Genomic DNA, 21,163 nt, shown 5'->3' with positions numbered 1-21,163 from the left:
TCAACCAGTCAGTAGTCAGTCGCCTTGATGCAGCGTAGCGTAATCAAGGTATTTACTATGGTAATAGGGGAAATCCCGGGTTACAGCCTGCGGCTTGCACCCAGGCTACCATCAACCAGTCAGTAGTCAGTCGCCTTGATGCAGCGTAGCGTAATCAAGGTATTTACTATGGTAATAGGGGAAATCCCGGGTTACAGCCTGTGGCTTGCACCCAGGCTACCTATCAACCAGTGTCAGTAGTCAGTAGCCTTGATGCAGCGTAGCGTAATCAAGGATATTTATTCCCCAAACCCAAACTTCTCTATTAGCTCAGGGCCCGAGTTAGCCCAATTTTTAGATAATCGCCCACTACGTACATAATGATGAAATGAAGAATAAGGCCAATGATGCAAAGACTCCACTAAGCCATGTTTAATGGGATTGTAATGAATATAATTGACGTGATTTTCAAAATCTGTTTTATCGTTAATAGCATGCTCCCAAACCGACGTTGCCAAAGACAATACTCATTGTGTCTTGTTCTCATTAAGGGTAAAGCCGATTTATGGATTGATTTTGAAAACAGAGCTTTAATTTTTTTCCACCGTTGAGAGTAATCCGAATCCCCTGGTGGCAACTGCCAAATTACATGAAGATGGTCAGGTAAAACCACATAAGCTTTGGTCAGGAAAGGATGTTGCCCTTTAACCGTTTGAACGGCGTCTTTCAATAAATTAATGTGATCTACCAAGAGGCATGATTTTCTATTTCTCAGTGTCACCGTAAAGAAAAAAGTGCCTCCGGGAATGAAACTTCTCCGATAATTCACCATGCTATCTTCCTTTGATGGGTTGGATTGGAGAATATTAATTAAAGAATTAAGCTAAATAAATACCTTGATTACGCTGCATCAAGGCTACTATTGTTATCATACTCGCGGGAAAGACCAGATTTAAGTGCGTTTATGCAGCCTCTATCGTAATAGTGGAAAATCCCGGGTTACAGCCTGCGGCTTGCACCCAGGCTACCCATCAACCAGTCAGTAGTCAGTCGCCCTGATGCAGCGTAGCGTAATCAAGGTATTTACTCCCGAGCCAAACTGCAAACGGGTTTGGACATCCTTGAGAGCAGGCTTCTACGATAAACCTGCCCCTGGCGCGGCCTACGCCGCTGGCGCTGCAGACGCAACGTCGCTTCTCTCCAGTTCAACAAGCGGTACTGCTTTTGCCTGAATAGGTTGGAAAAAAGTGGGAAGTTGCTTTAATGATACAGGGGTAGCCTTGCGAGTCTCTGGCACAAAAGATTGCTCTTTTCCAAAAGGCGCCAAATCTCCTGAAAAGGCTTCTTTTACAGAATCAACCAAGGTATCCAATGTTTTGTTAAAAGCAGGGATTAAAATGTCGTTCAAATACCTGGCTCTTCGTTCTTCATCTGGTTTCAGAGAGCGAAATGATTTTACCCCTTCAAGATAGGTTAATTCATTTTTCGCGGCATTATAGTGATATTCCAGCTCTTCTTTGGTCTTGAAAGTCAGTATTTCATATGCACTGCCTTCAATATAATTGTCATAATAGGCGGCAGTCACTTCCTTTGCTTTTTGAATCAAGCGTTCTTTACCTTCTTTACTGAGCGCGAAATCAGTACCACTAATATTCAGATCATTACTTGAAATTATTTGAAACCCATATTTATCCAATTTATGCGTATCTTCCATTGGACTTGAGATAACAGCCTGCACCCAACGCCACAAATCCCACTCCTGAGATTTTTTCGAAGTTTTGTTCCAAATAGCATTGGTTTCAAAAGAACTGTCAATACGTAAGCCCAGGACACTGGGATTAATGCCATTATTTATTTCATATAAGGAAGCATATCGCTCATCGGACAAGTATTCGATAGGAAAATTATCTAAGAGACCACCATCCACATAAGGAACATAGTTGGGATCTTTTGCTTTTTCAGCAGTCATATCGTGTTCGACCTGACCGGTTTTTTTATTTATATAAACTGTTTCAAAAAAAGCAGGAATCGACGAGGAGATTCTTACTGCGTCGGCGATGGGAAAGTCAGGTGTTGTCGCCGCAGAAAAAATATCCGTTTTTTCAGTTTGTAAATTGGTTCCAGTGACAATTAATTCTTTAAACTGATTTTTTTTCTTTAAATTTTGTTCGTCTTGATTATTTTTAATTGCATTTTGCAGATCCTGGAAAGTGGCGTTCTTTTTACCTAATTTTGCCTCTACTTTCTCTTCCAACCACTGGCGTAATATTTCTCCCTGATAAAACCCATGTTTGTAGCCCAAAAGCCCTTTCAATCCAGAAAAAACGCCCCCGGTAACACGGTTAAGAAACGTGTTAGGATGATCCATGAATTTACTGAAATCCATGGTCCTTAACTCATCTTCAATTTCTTTTTGACTATATCCCAGTGCTATCAGCATCGCGGTGATCGCACCGGCCGAACTTCCGGCCACAGTCGTCAAATTGGGTATTACATTTTTTTCGTTGAGAACTTGTAAGGCACCTACATAACCCACTCCTTTAATACCATCACCTCTCAAGACGAGAAGAGTAATAGGGGGACGAGGAATAGTGACGGTAATAGGCATACAGCTTTCCTATCGTGCTTATAACGAATAATGGAAGCATTATAAACTGTAAATTATTAACAGAGTGTTAAGAAAGTAATCGAAAAGGTTGGAGCGGAGTTATGCGAGGACAGACTGGGTGTCCTTTCCGAAAAAGACGTGATCCTGTGCAGGCAAGCCAACAATCGAAACTTACCAGCGTTCATCCACCATGCGAGTTCCAATATATTCGTCAATTCTACGCTGCGTGGCAGGCGAAATATCGTGAGGAAGAGCCTGTAATTCAAACCATTGTGCATCCAAAATTTCGTCGGAACTAACCCATTCTTTTTCAAATTTATCGACGAGATAAAACACGACATAGTCATCCCTTTTTTCGCGATGATTATGGTAAACACTGAATAGTTTCGGCAACGTTAAGCACTTCACGCCCACCTCCTCAAAAAGTTCTCGTTGAACTGCTTCTACCGGTGTTTCCCCTTTTTCCACTGCCCCGCCAATGGTATACCAGCCGGGAGTATAACTATGTTTAACTAATAACACCTTGTTGTCATTGATAACCAAAGCCCGTGCACCAACCGTTTTATGCCCTAATAGGGATAAAATGATTTTCTTAATTTGCCATAAGTAATTGCGCATTATTTCCCCTTCCTGCTTCAAGGCAATGCCTTCAATAAGATTCCCATTTTAGCCGCGCAAAAGACCTGCAAACAATCTCTAAGCCACTGCTAATCAAAAACTTTAACCCACTATTTTTAACAAATAAAATACATGTGCACTTTTTTTATTTCTTGTTACCATAGTCCCTTTTTTATTAGCAACGGAAAACCAACGATGTACAGTGATGAATTATTCGACCATACCTTTAATGAATGCGTCAACGAATGGAATAATGTAATCGTTCCTTACTACAATAATTTCCTGGACTATATTAAAAACTGCGATCCACGCAGCCCTATGATTTCCAGATACATAGAGCAAGGATGGACTCACTATGCTTATCTCCATCGAAATCTGGCAGAAAAAATTTATACGGAATTAAAAATGGTAGAAGATGAATTAAGCCCTCAACAAAAGGCACGCTATAATGAACTGGTTACTTACATGAAAGACAGTCTTACAGACGAAAAACAGACCTTTAACCAAATTGTGCAAGCAAGAAAAAGACAACTCAATAATCCAATACCCATGCCGATTTTTGAAGAACAGATCGAGAGTAATCAAATTTTTCCTGACAATTCAATCTATCATTGTATCAGTTTTGAATAAAACTCGAATTCCCCGTTCTATGCAGGCATGCCCAAGACAAGAATTATAATCAAATAAAAATCAATTTGATCTTTTTTTGGTTTTTGTTATTATCTGCCCCTCTCAATTGCCGAGTTACCCCATGCAACACGAATTATTTGAACAACAGCTTGCGTCATTCAATAATCTTTGGAACACCGCAATCGTACCTTTCTTTGAAAAATTTTTAGCCTCCATAGCGCACTTCGATCCCCGCAGGGATACTATTATGCGAGGAATAGAGAGAACCTGGACTAACTATGTACAACTTCATGTTAGTTTGGAGCGTAATATTCTATTGCAGTTTAAAAATGAAAAACTGACACAAACTCAGGTTAAATTTATTAATGGCTATCTTGCAGATATGAAAAAGAGCCTTCAACAAGACCAACAAATACTTAGGCAAGCTATTAATGATAGAAAACACGCTCTGAATTATCCACTCCCCATGCCTACACTTGAAGAACAAATAGAAGCACATCAAATTTTTCCTGATAATCCGGCTTACTACAAACCTAGTTTTTAATCAGGCTACAAACGCTTTTTCTGGTTGAAGCACTTTGAGCAATGACACGATCAAGCGTTATTCCTTCGTAATGCGTACAAAGCGCATCAAAGCATAATTAGCGTGTTTTTCAGCTTCTCGAACCGCTTCAGCAGGTGTTTTCATGCCAGAAAATATGGCTTCCAAGGCTTCATCATTAATGGCCCGAATTTGATTCTGTGGACCAAAATTAACTCTTGCCTCTTTAGCCTGTTGCCCCATTAAATCGGCCTGGGCAAGCCTAAGCACCGGATGTTGGCTTTCTTGCGCCAATCCCGCATAAACACCACTAATTCCCAAAGGTAAATAACCCGTTTCCTGATGCCAGTGCTGCTGTACTTTAGGTTGGGCAATATAAGCAAAAAATGCAGCAATCCCCCGGTAAACGTCCGCTTTCTGCCCTGCAACTGCCCACAAGGCAGCGCCGCCTGTAACATTATTGTAGCGTCTTGAACTCACTTGTTTATCCAGTGGCAGTGCGGCCACCCCTAAACGAAAACGCACCAATTCGGATAAACTATTATAAGCCCCCGATGACTGGCTGAATAAAGGACATCTGCCACTGGTAAATAAAACGGTTGCATCACTGGTACGCCCACCATACTCAAAATAATGCTTTTGCTGCCATTCTTTTAATCGTTCAAGATGCCTGATAATCGCTGGATTGTTATAACTAACTACCGCTCGTTCTGCATCAAGCATTGGCAAACCATGAATAGCAGAAAAGGATTCTATTTGAACCCAGGCAGGATAAGCGGTTGTATAAGCGCAGGCATAACCAGCTTTCCTTAATGCCGCAGCGAGAACCTCCATCTCTTCCCAAGTATCTGGAAACACAGAATAGCCCGCTTTCGCCAAAGCGTCCGCATTGTAATATATAACCGGAATAGAGGTATTAAATGGCATCGCCAGCAAGCTGTTTGCTTCACTGTAAAAGGCACGCAACGCCGGTAGAAAATGGTCTTCAGGCAGATTAAAGCCTTGTTCCTGCATCAGCTCACCCACAGGCTTGATAATGCCTGGTGGATAAAGCATGGTCGCGGTACCCACCTCAAATATTTGCACGATGGCAGGAGGCTGCTTAGCGCGAAAAGCCGCCGCAAAGCTTGTTATCGCCTCGATGTATTCTCCTTTATAAACCAGTTTTACCGTGTAATCATTTTGGCTATGATTAAAATTTGTTGCCAAACGCTTGACTTCAGCACCCAAATGCCCGGCAAGTGAGTGCCACATCACTATTTCGGTTTTTGCTGAACTACTGAAGGGAATTAAAAAGAATAATGCGAAGAAGAGACTTAAAAAACGTCTTTTGCAACGCACTGCCTTACGAGCTGGGCAGCAGAAAATGGAGCGCAAAATCAGCATTGACCTATGAGCCCATGACGATTGGAACACGCTGCCAACCAAGCAAAACACCACTGCAGTAGAGCTTGGCAAGACGTCTAGCGGCATGACAGGAGATCAGGATAATCACTAAACACCGCATCAACACCCCAATCGAAAAGCTTGTTTGCTACCTTTTTGCGATTCACCGTATAAACAAACAATACATAACCTTGCTCTTTAATCTGCTTGACTCGAGCAGCGCTAAGGACCCGTTTATTAACATGCACGGAATAACATCGCAGGTCTTTGGCTTTTTTTAACCAGTTTTTATCCCACTCATCTAAAAGTAAACCCAAAGGCATTTCCGGAGCGAGCGTACGGCACAGAGTCAATGCAGACAATTCAAAACTGGATACCAGCGGTAAGGGTTTACCGCGGGGCCAGTAGCGATGGATATGCGCCAGAACAACAGCAGTTGTTTGTTCAGCACTGCCAGGATAAGGTTTTATTTCAATATTGGCTTTTACGTCCGTAAATGTTAACCATTGCAACACATCACGAAAATGCGGAATCTTTTCACCCGAATAATGGCTGGAAAACCAGCGGCCTGCATCTAGCGATTGTAAATACTCTGCCTCCACTCGCCCCAACTCACCTTTACCATTAGTGGTTCGTTTGAGACTTTCATCATGAAAAACAAAAGGTTCACCATCTGCGCTTAACATAACGTCAAACTCAACATAGCGACAACCTAAGGCTAAGGCTTTATCAAAGGAAGCCAAGGTATTTTCCGGAGCATACGCTGCCGCACCGCGATGGCCAATTACCTTCTCAATTACTTGTGTTTGCAACTGTATTACCCTCTTGTCGATTGGACGCCAACTCCACAAGTGCACTCATTACCAATTCATTGCTGACGGTCAGAGCAGGAGCAGGGGCAGCGACTGCCGCAGTAAACATGGTATTCGCTTCTTTATAAGCACGAGGCTGTGGTGTTGCAACCTCACCGTCCAGAAAAATTAAGCGATTAAGACTGTAATTCTGATTAGGATAAACCTTATTTATTTGCCCTACTTCTGTTTTTACTTCTTCATACAAACGCTGGCGCAACTGCGCTTTAATTTGCTGAATTTCTTCCAGACTTGGTTTAAATTCCACAGCACCGATGTCATAAGTTGCACCAGGCTTACTCACATTTTTGGCATTTTTGTAAATATCAGTCAAACTTGCCTGTGGTACTCGAGCCTGGGCAGCCACATAGAGTTTTTCCAGGCCGGAACTATCCTGAGAGCGATCAAACTGCGTTAAATGCCATTCTCCCCCAGCAATTTTAGCCAGGTTAGACATGATATCAGCACGCGCTTTAACTAAATCCGCATTCGTTAACGTTGCATTAATATTAACCGTCAACAAGGCGGTCTTGGTAGTAACCCATTGCTTAGCAGACACCTGATACATGACCTTATCCAACATCATCTTCGGCGGTGTGATGGCATAGGACAAATCACCAGCCAATGTCAAAGCAAGCATCCCAGCTAGTCTTTTCATTCATGTCTCCGAAATTTAAGTCCTGCAAACCAGTGTACACCATGCATGGACTGCTTCCAATGCGTTTATAACGCTAACTTCCATTGATTTAGGAGTCAAATCGGTCTATAACATGTGCACGAGAATACCAAGGGAGTTTTTAAAAATGATGTCCGTTGACACAATGAAAAAAAATGAATCACTTGTAACCGATCAAGGTGATTTTCTTGATTACGCACTTTCACACGGATTTGGTGATATACATTTTAAAGTGGATAGTGAAACGGGCATGAAAGCAATTGTTGCTATCAATAATACCAAACTTGGCCCTGCGCTGGGTGGTTGTCGCTTTATTGAATATCCCGATACGGAGAGTGCCATCCTTGATGCGATGCGCCTGGCAAGAGGAATGAGCTATAAGGCCGCCTCGGTTAACCTTCCATTGGGTGGCGGAAAAGCGGTTATCATCAAACCGGCTAAACCCTTCGATCGCGAAGCTTATATGCATTCTTTTGGTCGATTTGTTAACCAGCTGGGTGGACGTTATATCACGGCTTTGGACAGCGGTACAATCTTAAGCGACATGGATATTATTGCTCAACACACCCCTTATGTCGCCAGTTTGTCAAGCCATAATGGTGATCCATCCCCCTCTACTGCCAAGGGCGTATTAAGAGGGATTCAGGCTGCAGTAGAATTCAAGTTAGGAAAAAGCCATCTCAATGGTTTGCACATTGCCATCCAAGGTTTAGGGCATGTTGGTTATCTGTTAGCAGGGCATTTACATGAATTAGGCGTCCAATTAACAGTAGCCGATGTTAACAGCGCGGCTGTGGAACATGCCGTACGCGAATTCGGCGCTGTTGCAGTTCCAACCGAAAGTATCCATAAAGTACCTTGTGATGTCTTTGCACCTTGTGCTCTGGGCGCTATCATCAATGACACCACCATCAACCAATTGCAAACCCCTATTGTTGCAGGTGCTGCGAACAATCAATTGGCCCATAGCTATCATGGCCAGCTTTTGCATGATAAAGGTATTCTCTATGCGACCGATTATGTCATTAACGCCGGCGGATTAATCTTTGCAGCCAGTAAATATTTACATACACCGGAACATCAGGTTAGCCAACAAATTGATGGTATCGGTACAGCACTGCTACAAATTTTTACTCGTTCACAACAGGAAAATCGTCCTACCAGTGAAATAGCAGATACCCTAGCCCAAGAGAAACTGGCTTAATTCCCTTAAAACCCATAACCTCTGGCTCAGAGGTTATGGTTTAGAGAGAAGGTTTATTGATGAAGCATTTAACTCTAACCCCTGCTCTGTATGATTACATGCTGGACATTTCTTTACGGGAACATCCTGTCATGCACGCTTTGCGGGAGGAAACAGCAAAACTGCCGCTTGCCAATATGCAAGTGTCACCTGAACAAGCCCAATTTATGCAGTTTTTATTGCACACGATTAATGCCCGTAAAGTACTCGAACTGGGCACTTTCACTGGATACAGTGCCTTGGCGATGGCATTGGCATTACCGGATGATGGGCAGGTAATCACGTGTGACATTAATGCAGAATGGACAGCGAAAGCCTTTCCTTTTTGGCATGAAGCCAAACAGGATAAAAAAATAGAATTACGCTTGGGGCCGGCCTTAAATTCATTGCACGAATTACTACAGCAAGGCCATGCCCATAGTTTTGATTTCATTTTTATTGATGCTGATAAAACAAATTACCTGAATTATTATGAACTGGCACTTCAATTGGTTAGCCCTCAAGGCCTCATCGCCATAGACAACATTTTTTGGGATGGTAAAGTAATCGATAAACAAGAAACCGGGGGACAAACCCGCGAAATTCGCCGGCTCAATGAATTTTTAAACAAGATGACCGCGTGTATATCAGTTTGTTAGCGATTGCTGACGGATTATTTTTAGTCAAACCACGTCCTTAGTTCTGGATGGACTATAGACTAACAAGGAGTTAGGCAATGAATGAAAATAGTACCAACAACCCCTGCGGATTAAACGGTTTTGCTTTTTTAGAATTCTCCGGCCCTGATAAAACGTTTTTGCATAAACAATTTAGTGAAATGGGTTTCGAAATTGTTGCTACCCATAAAAATCAGGACATTACGCTTTATCAGCAAGGACAAATTCAATTTATAGTCAATGCTGCCAGTGATTGTCAGGCACAACAGCATGCCTCGACGCATGGAGCTGGCGCCTGTGCCATGGGCTTTCGCGTGCACGATGTGCAGGCAGCCTATGCCTACGCCCTAAAACATGGTGCGACCCCTTTCCAGGATTGCAAACATGCCGATCATAATTTGCCTGCTATTCAGGCGATTGGCGGCAGCGTGATTTATTTCGTGGATGAGCAACACCATCCTTTTGCTGATCAGTGGCAACACAAACCAATCGTGACGCAAGCCATTCATGGTTGTGGTTTAACCTTTATCGATCATTTAACCCATAATGTTTATCGCGGTAATATGGATAAATGGGCCCATTTCTACGAATCTATTTTTAATTTCCGCGAAATTCGTTTTTTTAATATCAAAGGACAGATGACAGGCCTTGTCAGTAGAGCGTTAGGAAGCCCCTGCGGTAAAATCAAGATCCCTTTGAATGAGTCCAAAGACGATCAATCACAGATTGAAGAATTCTTGCATGAATTCCATGGCGAAGGTATTCAACATATCGCCCTTAATACAGAAGACATTTATACGACAGTCCATACCTTGAGAGCGCATGGCGTGGCTTTTCTTGATGTTCCCGATACCTATTATGAAATGGTCGATCACCGCATTCCCTGGCATAAAGAACCTTTGGCAAAGTTGCAGCAGGAACGTATTTTGATTGATGGTGAAAAAGATGCCAAGGCAGGCTTATTACTGCAGATTTTCACCGAAAATATCTTTGGGCCTGTGTTTTTTGAAATTATTCAACGTCGTGGTAATCAGGGTTTTGGCGAGGGTAATTTCCAAGCCTTGTTTGAGGCTATCGAGCGCGATCAAATTAAAAGAGGCACCTTACAAGAAACCCATTGAGAGACTATTATGAAATTAGCCAGCTTAAGAACAGCAAATTGTCGCGACGGGGAATTATGTGTTGTTAATCAAGCATTGACCCAGGCAATTAAAGTTGGTCATATTGCTAAAACCCTGCAATCTGCAATAGAACATTGGCAGGCAGTGGAAAAACCTTTGCAGGAAATCTATCAGGCGCTTAATGAAGGACAGATTCAGTCGACCTTTGCTTTTAAGCCGGATGACTATGCTTCACCATTACCTCGAGCTTATCAATGGGCTGACGCCAGTGCTTACGTAAATCATGTGGAGTTGGTAAGGAAAGCGAGGGGGGCAGAAATGCCTGCCGATTTTTGGACCAACCCCCTGATGTACCAGGGAGGTTCCGACAGTTTTCTTGATCCGACAGGTCCTATATTAGTCGCTGATGAAGCCTATGGCGTTGATTTTGAAGCTGAGGTGGCAGTGATTACCGATGATGTTCCCATGGCCGTAGACCCCAAGCAGGCGGCCAAACACATCAAATTGCTTATGCTGGTTAATGACGTTTCTCTGCGTAACCTGATTCCTGGTGAATTAAACAAAGGCTTTGGGTTTTTCCAGTCAAAACCTGCCAGCAGTTTTTCTCCGGTAGCAATTACGCCTGATGAATTAGGGCAGCATTGGGATGGCCAACGTGTTCATCTGCCCTTGCTCAGTCATCTTAATAAGAAATTATTTGGTCAACCCGATGCCGGTATAGATATGACGTTTTCCTTCCCGGAGCTAATTGCCCATGCCGCAAAAACAAGGTATTTGGCTGCTGGAACAATTATCGGCTCGGGAACTGTTTCCAATGTGGATCGCAGTAAAGGTTCTTCCTGCATTGCCGAAAAGCGCATGCTTGAAATAATTGCCGAAGGCAAAGCACACACTCCCTTTATGCAATATGGCGATACGATTCGTATCGAAATGCTGAATCAGCAAGGGCAGTCCATCTTTGGGGCTATTGAGCAAACTGTCACTCGTTACAAAGGGCCAGAAAAATGAAACTCTATGACTATTATCGCTCTACTGCCAGTTATCGCGTACGTATTGCTTTAAATATTAAGAATATTAGTTATGAAACACTGGCTGTGCATTTGATCAATCATGGTGGTGAACAACGGCATCCTGATTATTTACAACTGAACCCCCAGGGACTGGTCCCTACTTTGGATGAAAATGGGCATATTATCAGCCAATCCTTAGCCATTATTGAGTATTTAGATGAAATGAATCCCGCGCCGCCGCTCTTACCCCAGCATCCCTTAGGTCGAGCGCAAGTCAGAAGCCTGGCATTAACTGTTGCCTGTGATATGCACCCATTGAATAATTTACGCGTGCTAATGCGCTTGCGCGAACAATTTCAAGCGGACGAGCAACAAATCCAGGATTGGTATCACCATTGGTTAAAACTTGGTTTCGATGCTTTGGAGGCACGATTGCAAGCCATCCCACACAAAAATCAACTCTGTTATGGGAATGAAGTGAGCATGGCAGATATTTGCCTTATTCCCCAGATCTATAACGCCAATCGTTTCGGTTTTTCGATGGCTAATTATCCGATCATTAATGAGATTAATGCCCATTGCCTGAGCCTGACGCCATTCAGGGATGCGGCCCCTTATGAGTGAGGGATGAAACAACAAGGCTAACCTCAGTCGCTAATATAAAGTTACCTCTTCACATATAATGGTAAAATCCTTTGGTAAGTAACAGGATACCAATAAACAGGGTGAAAAGAACAAGCACATAGTAGCCTTTCCCACTGTAGACCAATCGACTGAAGTGCGTCATTTTTTCCGGTATTGAAAGCCATAGTATTGCCAGGATAACCAACAGCCAACCTAGCAGGGTAATGATAACCTGCGGCTCTAAAACCCAGATATTATGCACAACAACTAACATCAACCCCACTATCAAAGAAAAGGATGCAGCCAAAATAATAACACCACTGCCCGCTTTCAAATTCATTATAAAATGACGATAAAAATCAATTCTAATCATCATAATCATAGCCACAATGATAAAATACAAACCTAAAATTTGAGAGAAAATAAGAGAATGGAACAGAGCAGTAAACATAGTTCACTCCATAAACAGTGGTTACCTCATTATTATAGGGTATTTATCTTTCCTGCTATCCTGGCGAATCTAAACACCCCCAAACTTAACCCGATCAGAATACCATTTAAAACCAGGCCTTTGCCACCCAGGCAGTAGACACCCCGGATGCAGTACGTTGTAAGATACTCCAACTTGCTTTGCAACGCTGGATATGGCCGAGTAATACGGTTTGACTATCACAGTGATAGCGTACTGGTAAACCATCAAAAAAATCGCCCTTATCCACAGCTTGGCATTTTTCCCCCGTTGTTAGCTCCAGAGCCCAAGGCAAAGTCTCTGCCATATTCAATTCCGTATGCTGGCTATTATCCACTGCGGCTGGCAGATCTATTTGCACACTATCCCCAATCCATGGCGATTGAGGGCATAAAGCCTGTGTATTCGAACCATATTGTTTAACAAAACAGGGATCATAGGTTTTATCCCCCACGACACAACGCCAGGCATCTTCTCTTTTAATACGTTCTGATTGTTGCCAACACTGACCTTTTACTTCTTCTTTAACTACCAACGGAACTTGCTGATTGACCTCACCAAAAGGACGATAAAATTTTAGTTCTGTATCTTGGGCAACAAGATAAAATGGCCATGAAAATAGTAAAAACAGTACAACTCCTCGCAACATAGGTTCCCCCATTGTTTTCATTTAGTGTATTATCGAGTTTTTATTGTTGCTTACCTTGCTCTTTAGTATAGCGGGATGCAACCAGGTTTGTTGAAATTGCACTCGCCTGCAAAGTGCCTGAGGCGCGGACATTACAATAGCAGCTGTCTACAGTAAACAAATCTAATGACTATTTTATGTTTTTCGGAGTACATCATGACAGAGGTATATGCAATAAAACAATGCCTGGATGGTGAAGTCAGTGTTGATGAAACACTCACTGTCCGCGGCTGGGTAAAAACACGACGTGACTCAAAAGCAGGTTTATCGTTTATCAATTTGCATGATGGCTCTTGCTTTGCCGGAATTCAAATTGTTGTCAGCGACACTATTGCAAATTACCAAAATGAAATTCTGAAACTTACTGCCGGGTGTTCGATCATTGTCACTGGCAAATTAGTTGTTTCACAAGGTAAAGGTCAATCTTTTGAAATCCAGGCGGAACAGGTTGAAGTGGTTGGCTGGGTAGAAAATCCTGACAGCTATCCGATTCAAGCGAAACGGCATACACTTGAATTTTTACGTGAAGTTGCGCACTTGCGCCCACGGACTAACACCATCAGTGCTGTAACCCGTATTCGCGACTGTTTAGCCCAGGCAATCCATCAGTTCTTTCGCCAACGCGGCTATTTTTGGATCCACACGCCTATTATTACCACCAGTGATTGTGAAGGTGCTGGCGAAATGTTTCGCGTCAGTACGTTAGATTTACTTAACTTGCCTAAAACAGCGCAAGGCCAGGTTGATTTTACGAAAGATTTTTTTGGCCACGAAGCTTTCTTAACGGTTTCTGGACAGTTAAACGTTGAAGCCTACTGTTTGGCGATGTCAAAAGTGTATACCTTTGGCCCTACTTTCCGTGCAGAAAATTCCAACACCAGCCGCCATTTAGCCGAATTCTGGATGATAGAGCCTGAAATAGCTTTCGCTACCCTGCATGATATTTGCGGACTCAGCCAGGAGATGCTCCGTTATTTGTGTAAAACCGTTCTTGATGAACGCCAGGATGACATGGATTTCTTTAATCAATTCGTAGCGCCCGGTTGTATTGAGCGTCTGGAACATATCGTTCAAACAGATTTCGAAATCATGACTTATACCGATGCAATAGTTGCCTTGGAAAAGGCGGAGCGCAAATTTGAATACCCGGTTAGCTGGGGACTCGATCTGCAATCAGAACATGAACGTTATCTTGCTGAAGAACTTTGTAAGAAACCGGTCATCATTACTAATTACCCCCAAGAAATTAAGGGTTTTTATATGCGTCTGAATGACGATGACCGTACAGTCGCGGCAATGGATGTGTTAGCGCCTGGCATAGGAGAAATTATTGGTGGAAGCCAACGTGAAGAACGATTAGATGTGCTTGATAAACGCATGGAAGAATGCAATCTCAATAAAGAGCACTATCAATGGTATCGAGATCTTCGCCGCTACGGCACGGTACCCCATGCGGGGTTTGGCTTGGGCTTTGAGCGCCTGGTGAGCTACGTGACCGGTGTTGGTAACGTTCGGGACGTTATTCCCTTCCCACGCACACCAGGGCATGCCGATTACTAGAGTTATCTTCTATTGACGATCGTAGCCGGTGCATCTGCCGCCGGCTCCTGGTCGTCAGGAGCATTACGATTGACTCTCCCAAACAAACCGCCCTGAGTAGGCCACTGTGCTGCAGTCACAGGCGCATTATTTCTTTGGTCTTGCCCTTTAACGCGTTCTATTACCTTGTTTACCAACTTTGAATCTGGAACATTTCCTGTTGACATTACAACTATCTCCACAACATTTAATACAACTCAATCGAAAACTCTTCTCGCCGTTATCGATGAGTAAAGTTAGGCAAGAAAACCATCCTGAATAGTCATGATTTTATCCATCTTGCCCGCCAATTGTATGTCATGTGTTACTATAATCAAAGCTGTATTTAATTTCTCATTCAACTGCAGCATTAAATCAAAAACCTGGGTAGCAGTCGCATGATCCAAATTGCCTGTAGGCTCGTCTGCCAGGACACATTGTGGCTGATGTACCAACGCTCTGGCAATTGCAACTCGTTGCCGTTCACCGCCAGACAATTGCGACGGTTTATGACTGAGTCGTTTGGCAAGCCCCACCTGCTTCAGGATTATTTCTGCCTCTTCCTGAGCACCAGCAATCGTTTTTCCCGCCAATAATAAAGGCATAGCCACATTTTCCAATGCAGTAAACTCAGGTAATAAATGATGAAATTGATAAACAAAACCCAAACGATGATTGCGCACTTTACAACGTTGTTTCTCAGAGAGTTTTTGCCAATCAACATCCTGCATGAGGACTTGTCCAGCAGTCGGTTTATCCAGACCACCCAATAAATGCAATAACGTACTTTTACCAGAACCAGAGGGCCCTACAATCGCAATTCTGTCACCATAATTAATCGTAAAATTAATTCCCTTCAATACATCGACTGAGGCAGTACCATCATGATAGGTTTTACGCAGATTTTGGCAATCGAAAATTATTTTACTCATAATGTAAGGCCTCCGCTATGACCGTTTTTGAGGCACGCCAGGCTGGATAAATCGTCGCAACAAAGCTCATTAACATCGCCATAGCACATATTTGCCATAAATCACTGAACATAATTTTTGAAGGGAGATAATCAACAAAGTAGATATTTGAAGACAGGATTTGTGTATGGAAGAATGATTGCAGGGCATTAACAATAGTCGTTGCATTCGATGCCAAAAGAAGCCCCCCCAGAAGCCCTAACAAGGTCCCTACAAATCCCACCATCATGCCTTGGACAATAAATACCCACAGGATGGTGGAAGGGGTCGCTCCTATAGTCCTCAGTATCGCAATTTCTGATTGCTTATCGTTAACGACCATGACCAGCGAGGAGACCAGGTTAAAAGCAGCTACGGCAATAATTAATAATAGAATGAGGAACATCATGGTTTTTTCCAGCTTCACCGCCTGGAAAAAAGCACCAAACTCTCGTGTCCAATTACCAATCTGATATTCCTCACCGAGTTTCTCAGCTAATTGATCAGACATGAGTGGCGCTTTGTAAATATTATCTATTTTCATCTTCAGCCCGGTGACATCATTCCCCAGTTGCAATAATTTCTGGGCATCTTGCAGGTTAATGAAAGCCAGTTTCGTATCGAAATTAAACCCTGTTCCAGCAGAAAAAACCCCAACCACGGTGAAACGTTTGAAACGTGGGATCATGCCGGCAGGCGTCACTGTTGCCTGGGGAATCATAATAGTGACTTTGTCTCCAAGCATAACACCCAGATTATCAGCCAGGCCACGCCCAAGAATAACGCCAAAATTTTTAAGGTTAGCAACATTACCAGCCAATAGCTTATCCTGAAGATGAGTGACTGCCTCTTCCTGCTCGGGAATAACGCCTGTTAATACGATAGGTAAAACTTGTCCTTCGTGGGTAAGCAAGCCCTGACCGCCCACATAGGGTGCAATCGCTTTAACACCTGGAAATGTTTTAAGCTCTTTCTCAAGACCGGGCCAATCACTGATTTTACCATTGGAGCCGCTAACCGTAATTTCCGGTGCCATGCTGAAAAAGCGTTTGTGAATTTCCTCATCAAACCCGTTCATCACTGATAAAACGGTAATAAGCACCATAACGCCAATAGCAATTCCAAGCATGGAGCTGAGTGAAATGAAGGAAACAAAATGATTCCGTTTTTTAGCCCGCGTATAGCGTAGCCCAATGAAAAGTGGTAGTGGCTTAAACATACTTGGTTTAATTTTGATAAAAACCTATTGTAGTGAAATTTAGGCCGTCTTGATATAGTGTGAGTGGTCGAATAAGTGATTCTTCGTTGTTATTGACTGTCCATCATCAGGCAATACACAAGGTTATCCACAGATTTTGTGGATAGTCTATCGCAACTGCGAACGAGTTAACTTTCATGCTTTAGATTCTTATAACTACTCTACTGATCGCTTTTTAAATTGCCGGACTACTTCCTGTTTTTCATTATCAATAATTTCTCCGTGACTCCCTCCGTGCGGGCCATTAGCAACAGCCAAAAGCCATACATATAATTGCTCAATATCATCACCAGATTTATGGGCAATTTCTTCGGCTCCACAATATATTCTTGCCGTATAATGTTCGCTCATGTTTCATCCTAAAATAATGGAGCTAATTTAAATTACTATTCCTTCTTCATCTCTTGCTGTAACAAGTGGCTTCAATAAAGCTCAATATTCAAACCCTTATGCCAAGCAATAGCAGCCCATTCAAACTGATGCGTCCTATAGTCCTCCTTAACCGCTCGAGTCATGGTTGTTACACAGCCTAAATCGCATTTAAAAAAAGAAATCTCCCTCTTCTATTATAGTCATCGCTAATGCTTGCAAATGACAATAATGAATAATTTTTTACCATTTCGTGAAAGGGCTACTAATTCAATTTTCTTATGACCAAAATGGTCTTGGCCGCACGTCAAGCCCATACGGATTCCAACACCGTATCGACCAGGCAATTCTTTCTTAGGCGTGTTTTCGAGGAAGTCTATTGTATTTCCTGACAAGCTACGTTAATAATTGGGGCTGTCTGCATTTCTACTGTTGGTGTTACGATGCCAGGAAACCCCAACCCTGCGGAATGTAACCAACCCTTAGGGTCTTGCTTAGTTTTCGCTGGTTTTTCGGACTTGCTAGGAGAAATGTCTCCAGGCCCCTTTTGATTTGACAAAAAAAGCAGGAAAGCGATTGTTGAACGCAAATACAAGAATGAGAATTTTTTATCCACTTCCTTCACTTAAAATTGCCAATGGCACGTTGGAAGCGATGAAGTGGTTAGCCATGCTAGCCATGACTATTGATCACATCAATCGAATTTTTTGGAACACAAGCAGTTATACTGCGTTGAGCATAGGCCGATTAGCCATGCCCTTATTTGCTTTTATTTTTGCTTACAACCTGGCGCGGCCTGAAGCGCTGGCCCACGGCACTTATGGCCGTGCGTTTAAACGCTTAATCCTGTTTGGTTTGCTAGCCACTCCAGCCTATATGGCAATGCGATATTTGCAGCATATCTATCCCTTTAATATTATGTTTAGCTTTTTTATCGCCGCACTTTGCATGTTTCTTTATGAAAAAGGGGGTGTGGATAATATCATTCTGGCGGTGTTCTTATTTTTCATTGGCGGTGTTTTTGTAGAATATAACTGGCAGGGTATTGCTTTCTGCCTTTCTTGCTGGTTCTATTGCAAAAAACCCTCTCTTACCGCTTTGATTGCCTCGGTATTCTTCTGCGTATTTATTGCACGTTTTAATGGTAATAACTGGGCCCTAGCCTCACTGCCGATAATTCTTCTTGCGACCAAACTCGATCTGACCTTCCCCCGTATCCCCTATTTCTTCTATGCTTATTACCCCCTTCATTTAACGGTGTTGGTCTTATTAAGCAAATATCTCGGTTATCGTTAGGGAGTTTTGCAGGAATATTTCCACTCTCTCATTTAAATTATATTTTAATTCAATCGGTTAATGGATAAGAACGTCCTTTTTAATAAGCAAATTTACCTCGACCCCGATGCTTTTTGGCAGTCAATTAATCTTCATTCTGATAAAAATTTTGATCTTCTTTGTCATTTTTTTCACTAACACTCCAAATCTGTGTCTATAGTTAACATAAGAGCCGGTAATGTGCGGATTTCTTCTAGGTGCTGATAAGCAAAATGCCTATCCACCGACCATGATCAATCCAACATTCCAATAGGCTTTAAAACTTCTTATAAAACGGATTTTATGGAGTGATTATGCCTGTACATGAAAGACGTCAGCACTTCCGCATTGAGGATCAGGTTTATTTCGATTACAAAATAATAACCAGCGGAGAACTGTGTTCTGATAAATCAATAACCGAAGATTTATTAGGGCAAAACGGCAAACGCTACCTGGAAACAACCCAATATTTCCAGAGTCTGGATTATGAGTTGGCCGAGCTGACTCAATCCCTTGCATTGCAGGAACCGGCACTTGCCCATTATTTAAATTTAATCAACGCCAAAATTGATTATCTTGCCCGTCATCTTTTAATTGGCGATAAAATTCACTTGCGTAAAGTCAATATTAGTTTGGGTGGTATGTCGTTTAAAACCAAAGATCGGGTTAAAGAAAAAACGCACATGAAAGTAGTCATTTACACGAAACCGAAGATGATTCCTGTTGTGCTGGATGCAGTCGTTGTTTACAGTCAATACCATAGTGAAACTCAATACCGGACAGCGGTACAATTCGAAGATTTAAATGCAGAGCAAGAACAATTGCTTTCGCAGCATATTATGCTGGCGCAAGCTAAATGCCGTGCTGATTAATGATTAGCATTGCCGATAGAATAGCATTGCCGCATAATCGACTTCTTACCAATTTTGAGTCAAGGCCATTATGACAAGACATGTTTTTTGTGCGAAACTAAACCAGGAAGCCGAGGGATTAGAGAAGGCACCGTTTCCTGGTCCATTGGGTGAACGAATTTTTAATCATATTTCAAAACAGGCATGGAAAATGTGGCTGTCTCACCAAACAATGCTTATTAATGAATACCGTTTGAGTTTAATTGATCCAAAAGCACGTGAATTTCTTAATGACGAAATGCAAAAATATTTTTTTGGTGAAGGGTCAGCAAAACCATCCGGTTTCGTACCCAAGGAAGAAGGTTAAGCACTATGTTTCATGAGTTGTTGCATATTGGCAAAGAGGTCCGTGATGGACTCAATAATCAACAACCCATTGTGGTGTTGGAATCCACCATTATTTCGCACGGCATGCCCTATCCAGATAATTTAGCGACTGCCGCCGCTGTGGAACAACTCATTCGCGATAATGGTGCCATACCCGCTACCATTGCCCTTTATCAAGGAAAAATTCATATTGGGATTGATCAAAAACTCATGGAGCATTTGGCGAATTGCGACGACGTAGTCAAAGCATCGCGGCGGGACCTGGCCTTTGTCTTAAGTAGTAAAAAAACAGCCAGCACGACCGTAGCAGCGACGATGTTTTGTGCCAATTTAGCCGGTTTGCCCCTGTTCGCCACGGGCGGCATTGGCGGCGTACATCAGCATGCTAATGAAAGTTTTGATGTTTCAGCTGATTTAATTGAATTATCCAGCACGCCAGTCACAGTCATTTGTTCAGGAGCAAAATCCATTCTCGATTTACCCAAAACGCTCGAAATGCTCGAAACGCACGGTGTTGCGGTCATTGGTTACAAGACTGATGAATTTCCGGCATTTTATAGCCACTCAAGCGGCATACCGCTTGTCCACCGTCTCGATAGCCCTGAAGAAATTGCCAATTTAATGCATTACCAGCGCAAACTCGCCATCAATAATGGCATCGTGATTGCTAATCCCATCCCCAAACAGGCAGAAATACCCGTCGATAAAATCATTCCTATCATCAAACAGGCACAAAAAGAGGCTAAACATGTCAGTGGGAAGGCGATTACCCCCTTCTTGCTGGAGCGCATTACTGATTTAACAGCCGGCCAAAGTTTGAAAGCGAACATCGAGTTGATTAAAGATAACGCCCTCTTGGGAGCCCAGATTGCTGTTGCCTATCAAAACCAATTGCGTCAACACGCGAAGTAAGTCCATGACATCGAGCTGGCTGCTTTGATATAGTCTACCCGACCTGTTTGTCTCTCTTGAACAACCCAAGAAACAAAAATCGGGCAAAATTAGCTCGTTCCGACTGCCTGTTATTCAACCACTTTGCAAAGGACTACTTTTTACAAAAAAAATAATAAACGCCCCTTGACTCGGAAACGTTCTCGGAGTTTAATAGCAACCTCTCGCGGCCAGATAGCTCAGTCGGTAGAGCAGAGGACTGAAAATCCTCGTGTCGGCAGTTCGATTCTGCCTCTGGCCACCATTAAAATCAATAATTTATAGTGAATCTGCGAGATTTCAAAAGTTTCATGTAGACACAATGTAGATAGAATAAATTTTGGGTCTTCCCCAAATCCGGGGGCACTTCACTTATCCACAAAGCACTCTAACTCTTAATCTATAATTTTCAAAATTTCTAAAACC

Annotated in this window: 24 protein-coding genes, 1 tRNA gene and 1 pseudogene; 13 read left to right on the top strand and 13 right to left on the bottom strand. The window is 42.6% G+C overall.

Annotation, left to right across the window (positions count from 1 at the left end; all coding sequences use genetic code 11):
• Positions 1-278: 278 nt before the first annotated feature.
• The 4 genes from Lfee_RS17600 to Lfee_RS05210 form a co-directional block, all read right to left on the bottom strand.
• Positions 279-497: a hypothetical protein gene (locus tag Lfee_RS17600; RefSeq protein ID WP_238584872.1), complete on the bottom strand. Its 219-nt coding sequence runs from the start codon at positions 495-497 to the stop codon at positions 279-281.
• Entirely contained in the window at positions 401-811 is a 411-nt protein-coding gene (locus Lfee_RS05220) for an REP-associated tyrosine transposase (protein ID WP_238584866.1), read from the bottom strand. Before Lfee_RS05220 ends, Lfee_RS17600 begins: the two co-directional genes overlap by 97 nt.
• 330 nt (positions 812-1,141) lie before the next feature.
• Positions 1,142-2,587 (bottom strand): patatin-like phospholipase family protein, encoded by a 1,446-nt coding sequence (locus Lfee_RS05215; RefSeq protein ID WP_058444584.1) that lies wholly within the window; start codon positions 2,585-2,587, stop codon positions 1,142-1,144.
• 171 nt (positions 2,588-2,758) lie between these two features.
• Positions 2,759-3,205, bottom strand: a complete 447-nt coding sequence (locus Lfee_RS05210) for an NUDIX domain-containing protein (protein ID WP_058444583.1) — start codon at positions 3,203-3,205, stop codon at positions 2,759-2,761.
• A gap of 195 nt (positions 3,206-3,400) precedes the next feature.
• Between Lfee_RS05210 and Lfee_RS05205 the strand changes: the two genes are divergently transcribed.
• Positions 3,401-3,835 (top strand): hypothetical protein, encoded by a 435-nt coding sequence (locus tag Lfee_RS05205; protein ID WP_058444582.1) that lies wholly within the window; start codon positions 3,401-3,403, stop codon positions 3,833-3,835.
• A gap of 121 nt (positions 3,836-3,956) precedes the next feature.
• Complete coding sequence (locus Lfee_RS05200) at positions 3,957-4,379, top strand: hypothetical protein (RefSeq protein WP_112854736.1); 423 nt, start codon at positions 3,957-3,959, stop codon at positions 4,377-4,379.
• A 57-nt stretch (positions 4,380-4,436) separates the two neighbouring features.
• Here the strand turns inward: Lfee_RS05200 and Lfee_RS05195 are convergent, their stop codons facing one another.
• The 3 genes from Lfee_RS05195 to Lfee_RS05185 all read right to left on the bottom strand — a co-directional run bounded on the left by Lfee_RS05195 (position 4,437) and on the right by Lfee_RS05185 (position 7,271).
• Positions 4,437-5,630: an extracellular solute-binding protein gene (locus Lfee_RS05195; protein ID WP_238584870.1), complete on the bottom strand. Its 1,194-nt coding sequence runs from the start codon at positions 5,628-5,630 to the stop codon at positions 4,437-4,439.
• 209 nt (positions 5,631-5,839) lie between these two features.
• On the bottom strand, positions 5,840-6,574 hold the full coding sequence (ugpQ, locus tag Lfee_RS05190; RefSeq protein ID WP_058444580.1) for a glycerophosphodiester phosphodiesterase: 735 nt from the start codon (positions 6,572-6,574) through the stop codon (positions 5,840-5,842).
• A complete protein-coding gene (locus Lfee_RS05185; protein WP_058444578.1) occupies positions 6,555-7,271 on the bottom strand; it encodes a hypothetical protein in 717 nt (238 codons plus the stop codon). Before Lfee_RS05185 ends, ugpQ begins: the two co-directional genes overlap by 20 nt.
• 145 nt (positions 7,272-7,416) lie before the next feature.
• Between Lfee_RS05185 and Lfee_RS05180 the strand changes: the two genes are divergently transcribed.
• The 5 genes and pseudogenes from Lfee_RS05180 to maiA all read left to right on the top strand — a co-directional run bounded on the left by Lfee_RS05180 (position 7,417) and on the right by maiA (position 11,943).
• Complete coding sequence (locus tag Lfee_RS05180; RefSeq protein ID WP_058444576.1) at positions 7,417-8,493, top strand: Leu/Phe/Val dehydrogenase; 1,077 nt, start codon at positions 7,417-7,419, stop codon at positions 8,491-8,493.
• A 59-nt stretch (positions 8,494-8,552) separates the two neighbouring features.
• Positions 8,553-9,211 (top strand): annotated as a pseudogene (locus tag Lfee_RS05175) (class I SAM-dependent methyltransferase).
• Positions 9,212-9,247: 36 nt separating this feature from the next.
• Positions 9,248-10,309: a 4-hydroxyphenylpyruvate dioxygenase gene (gene hppD, locus Lfee_RS05170; RefSeq protein ID WP_058444575.1), complete on the top strand. Its 1,062-nt coding sequence runs from the start codon at positions 9,248-9,250 to the stop codon at positions 10,307-10,309.
• 9 nt (positions 10,310-10,318) lie between these two features.
• Positions 10,319-11,317, top strand: a complete 999-nt coding sequence (locus Lfee_RS05165; RefSeq protein WP_058444573.1) for a fumarylacetoacetate hydrolase family protein — start codon at positions 10,319-10,321, stop codon at positions 11,315-11,317.
• Positions 11,314-11,943, top strand: a complete 630-nt coding sequence (maiA, locus tag Lfee_RS05160) for a maleylacetoacetate isomerase (RefSeq protein ID WP_058444571.1) — start codon at positions 11,314-11,316, stop codon at positions 11,941-11,943. The genes Lfee_RS05165 and maiA overlap by 4 nt, the downstream gene beginning before the upstream one ends.
• A 49-nt stretch (positions 11,944-11,992) precedes the next feature.
• Here maiA and Lfee_RS05155 read toward each other — a convergent pair whose 3' ends face one another.
• Positions 11,993-12,394, bottom strand: coding sequence for a hypothetical protein (locus Lfee_RS05155; RefSeq protein WP_058444569.1), 402 nt, complete (start codon positions 12,392-12,394; stop codon positions 11,993-11,995).
• Positions 12,395-12,500: 106 nt separating this feature from the next.
• The gene (locus Lfee_RS05150; protein WP_058444794.1) at positions 12,501-13,061 is read right to left on the bottom strand and encodes a hypothetical protein; all 561 of its coding nucleotides are present in this window, start codon (positions 13,059-13,061) and stop codon (positions 12,501-12,503) included.
• Between the two features lie 195 nt (positions 13,062-13,256).
• Here Lfee_RS05150 and asnS point away from each other — a divergent pair, with 195 nt between their 5' ends.
• Positions 13,257-14,660, top strand: coding sequence for an asparagine--tRNA ligase (gene asnS, locus Lfee_RS05145; protein WP_058444568.1), 1,404 nt, complete (start codon positions 13,257-13,259; stop codon positions 14,658-14,660).
• A 2-nt stretch (positions 14,661-14,662) separates the two neighbouring features.
• Here the strand turns inward: asnS and Lfee_RS05140 are convergent, their stop codons facing one another.
• The 4 genes from Lfee_RS05140 to Lfee_RS05125 form a co-directional block, all read right to left on the bottom strand.
• Entirely contained in the window at positions 14,663-14,866 is a 204-nt protein-coding gene (locus Lfee_RS05140; protein WP_058444566.1) for a hypothetical protein, read from the bottom strand.
• Between the two features lie 69 nt (positions 14,867-14,935).
• Positions 14,936-15,610, bottom strand: coding sequence for a lipoprotein-releasing ABC transporter ATP-binding protein LolD (gene lolD, locus Lfee_RS05135; protein ID WP_058444565.1), 675 nt, complete (start codon positions 15,608-15,610; stop codon positions 14,936-14,938).
• The gene (locus tag Lfee_RS05130) at positions 15,603-16,847 is read right to left on the bottom strand and encodes a lipoprotein-releasing ABC transporter permease subunit (protein ID WP_058444563.1); all 1,245 of its coding nucleotides are present in this window, start codon (positions 16,845-16,847) and stop codon (positions 15,603-15,605) included. Before Lfee_RS05130 ends, lolD begins: the two co-directional genes overlap by 8 nt.
• Before the next feature lie 195 nt (positions 16,848-17,042).
• Positions 17,043-17,237, bottom strand: coding sequence for a hypothetical protein (locus Lfee_RS05125; RefSeq protein WP_058444560.1), 195 nt, complete (start codon positions 17,235-17,237; stop codon positions 17,043-17,045).
• Between the two features lie 615 nt (positions 17,238-17,852).
• Between Lfee_RS05125 and Lfee_RS05115 the strand changes: the two genes are divergently transcribed.
• The 5 genes from Lfee_RS05115 (at position 17,853) to Lfee_RS05095 (ending at position 21,002) form a co-directional block, all read left to right on the top strand.
• Positions 17,853-18,551, top strand: a complete 699-nt coding sequence (locus tag Lfee_RS05115) for a TraX family protein (protein WP_058444556.1) — start codon at positions 17,853-17,855, stop codon at positions 18,549-18,551.
• 332 nt (positions 18,552-18,883) lie between these two features.
• On the top strand, positions 18,884-19,441 hold the full coding sequence (locus Lfee_RS05110) for a PilZ domain-containing protein (protein ID WP_058444554.1): 558 nt from the start codon (positions 18,884-18,886) through the stop codon (positions 19,439-19,441).
• A gap of 70 nt (positions 19,442-19,511) precedes the next feature.
• On the top strand, positions 19,512-19,787 hold the full coding sequence (locus Lfee_RS05105) for an oxidative damage protection protein (RefSeq protein WP_058444552.1): 276 nt from the start codon (positions 19,512-19,514) through the stop codon (positions 19,785-19,787).
• Positions 19,788-19,792: 5 nt separating this feature from the next.
• Positions 19,793-20,719, top strand: coding sequence for a pseudouridine-5'-phosphate glycosidase (locus Lfee_RS05100; RefSeq protein ID WP_058444550.1), 927 nt, complete (start codon positions 19,793-19,795; stop codon positions 20,717-20,719).
• Between the two features lie 207 nt (positions 20,720-20,926).
• Positions 20,927-21,002 (top strand) — tRNA-Phe (locus tag Lfee_RS05095).
• Positions 21,003-21,163: the final 161 nt, after the last annotated feature.

The sequence above is a fragment of the Legionella feeleii genome (assembly GCF_001467625.1).
Taxonomy (GTDB): Bacteria; Pseudomonadota; Gammaproteobacteria; order Legionellales; family Legionellaceae; genus Tatlockia; species Tatlockia feeleii.
This window is presented reverse-complemented; position numbering and strand designations above follow the sequence as displayed.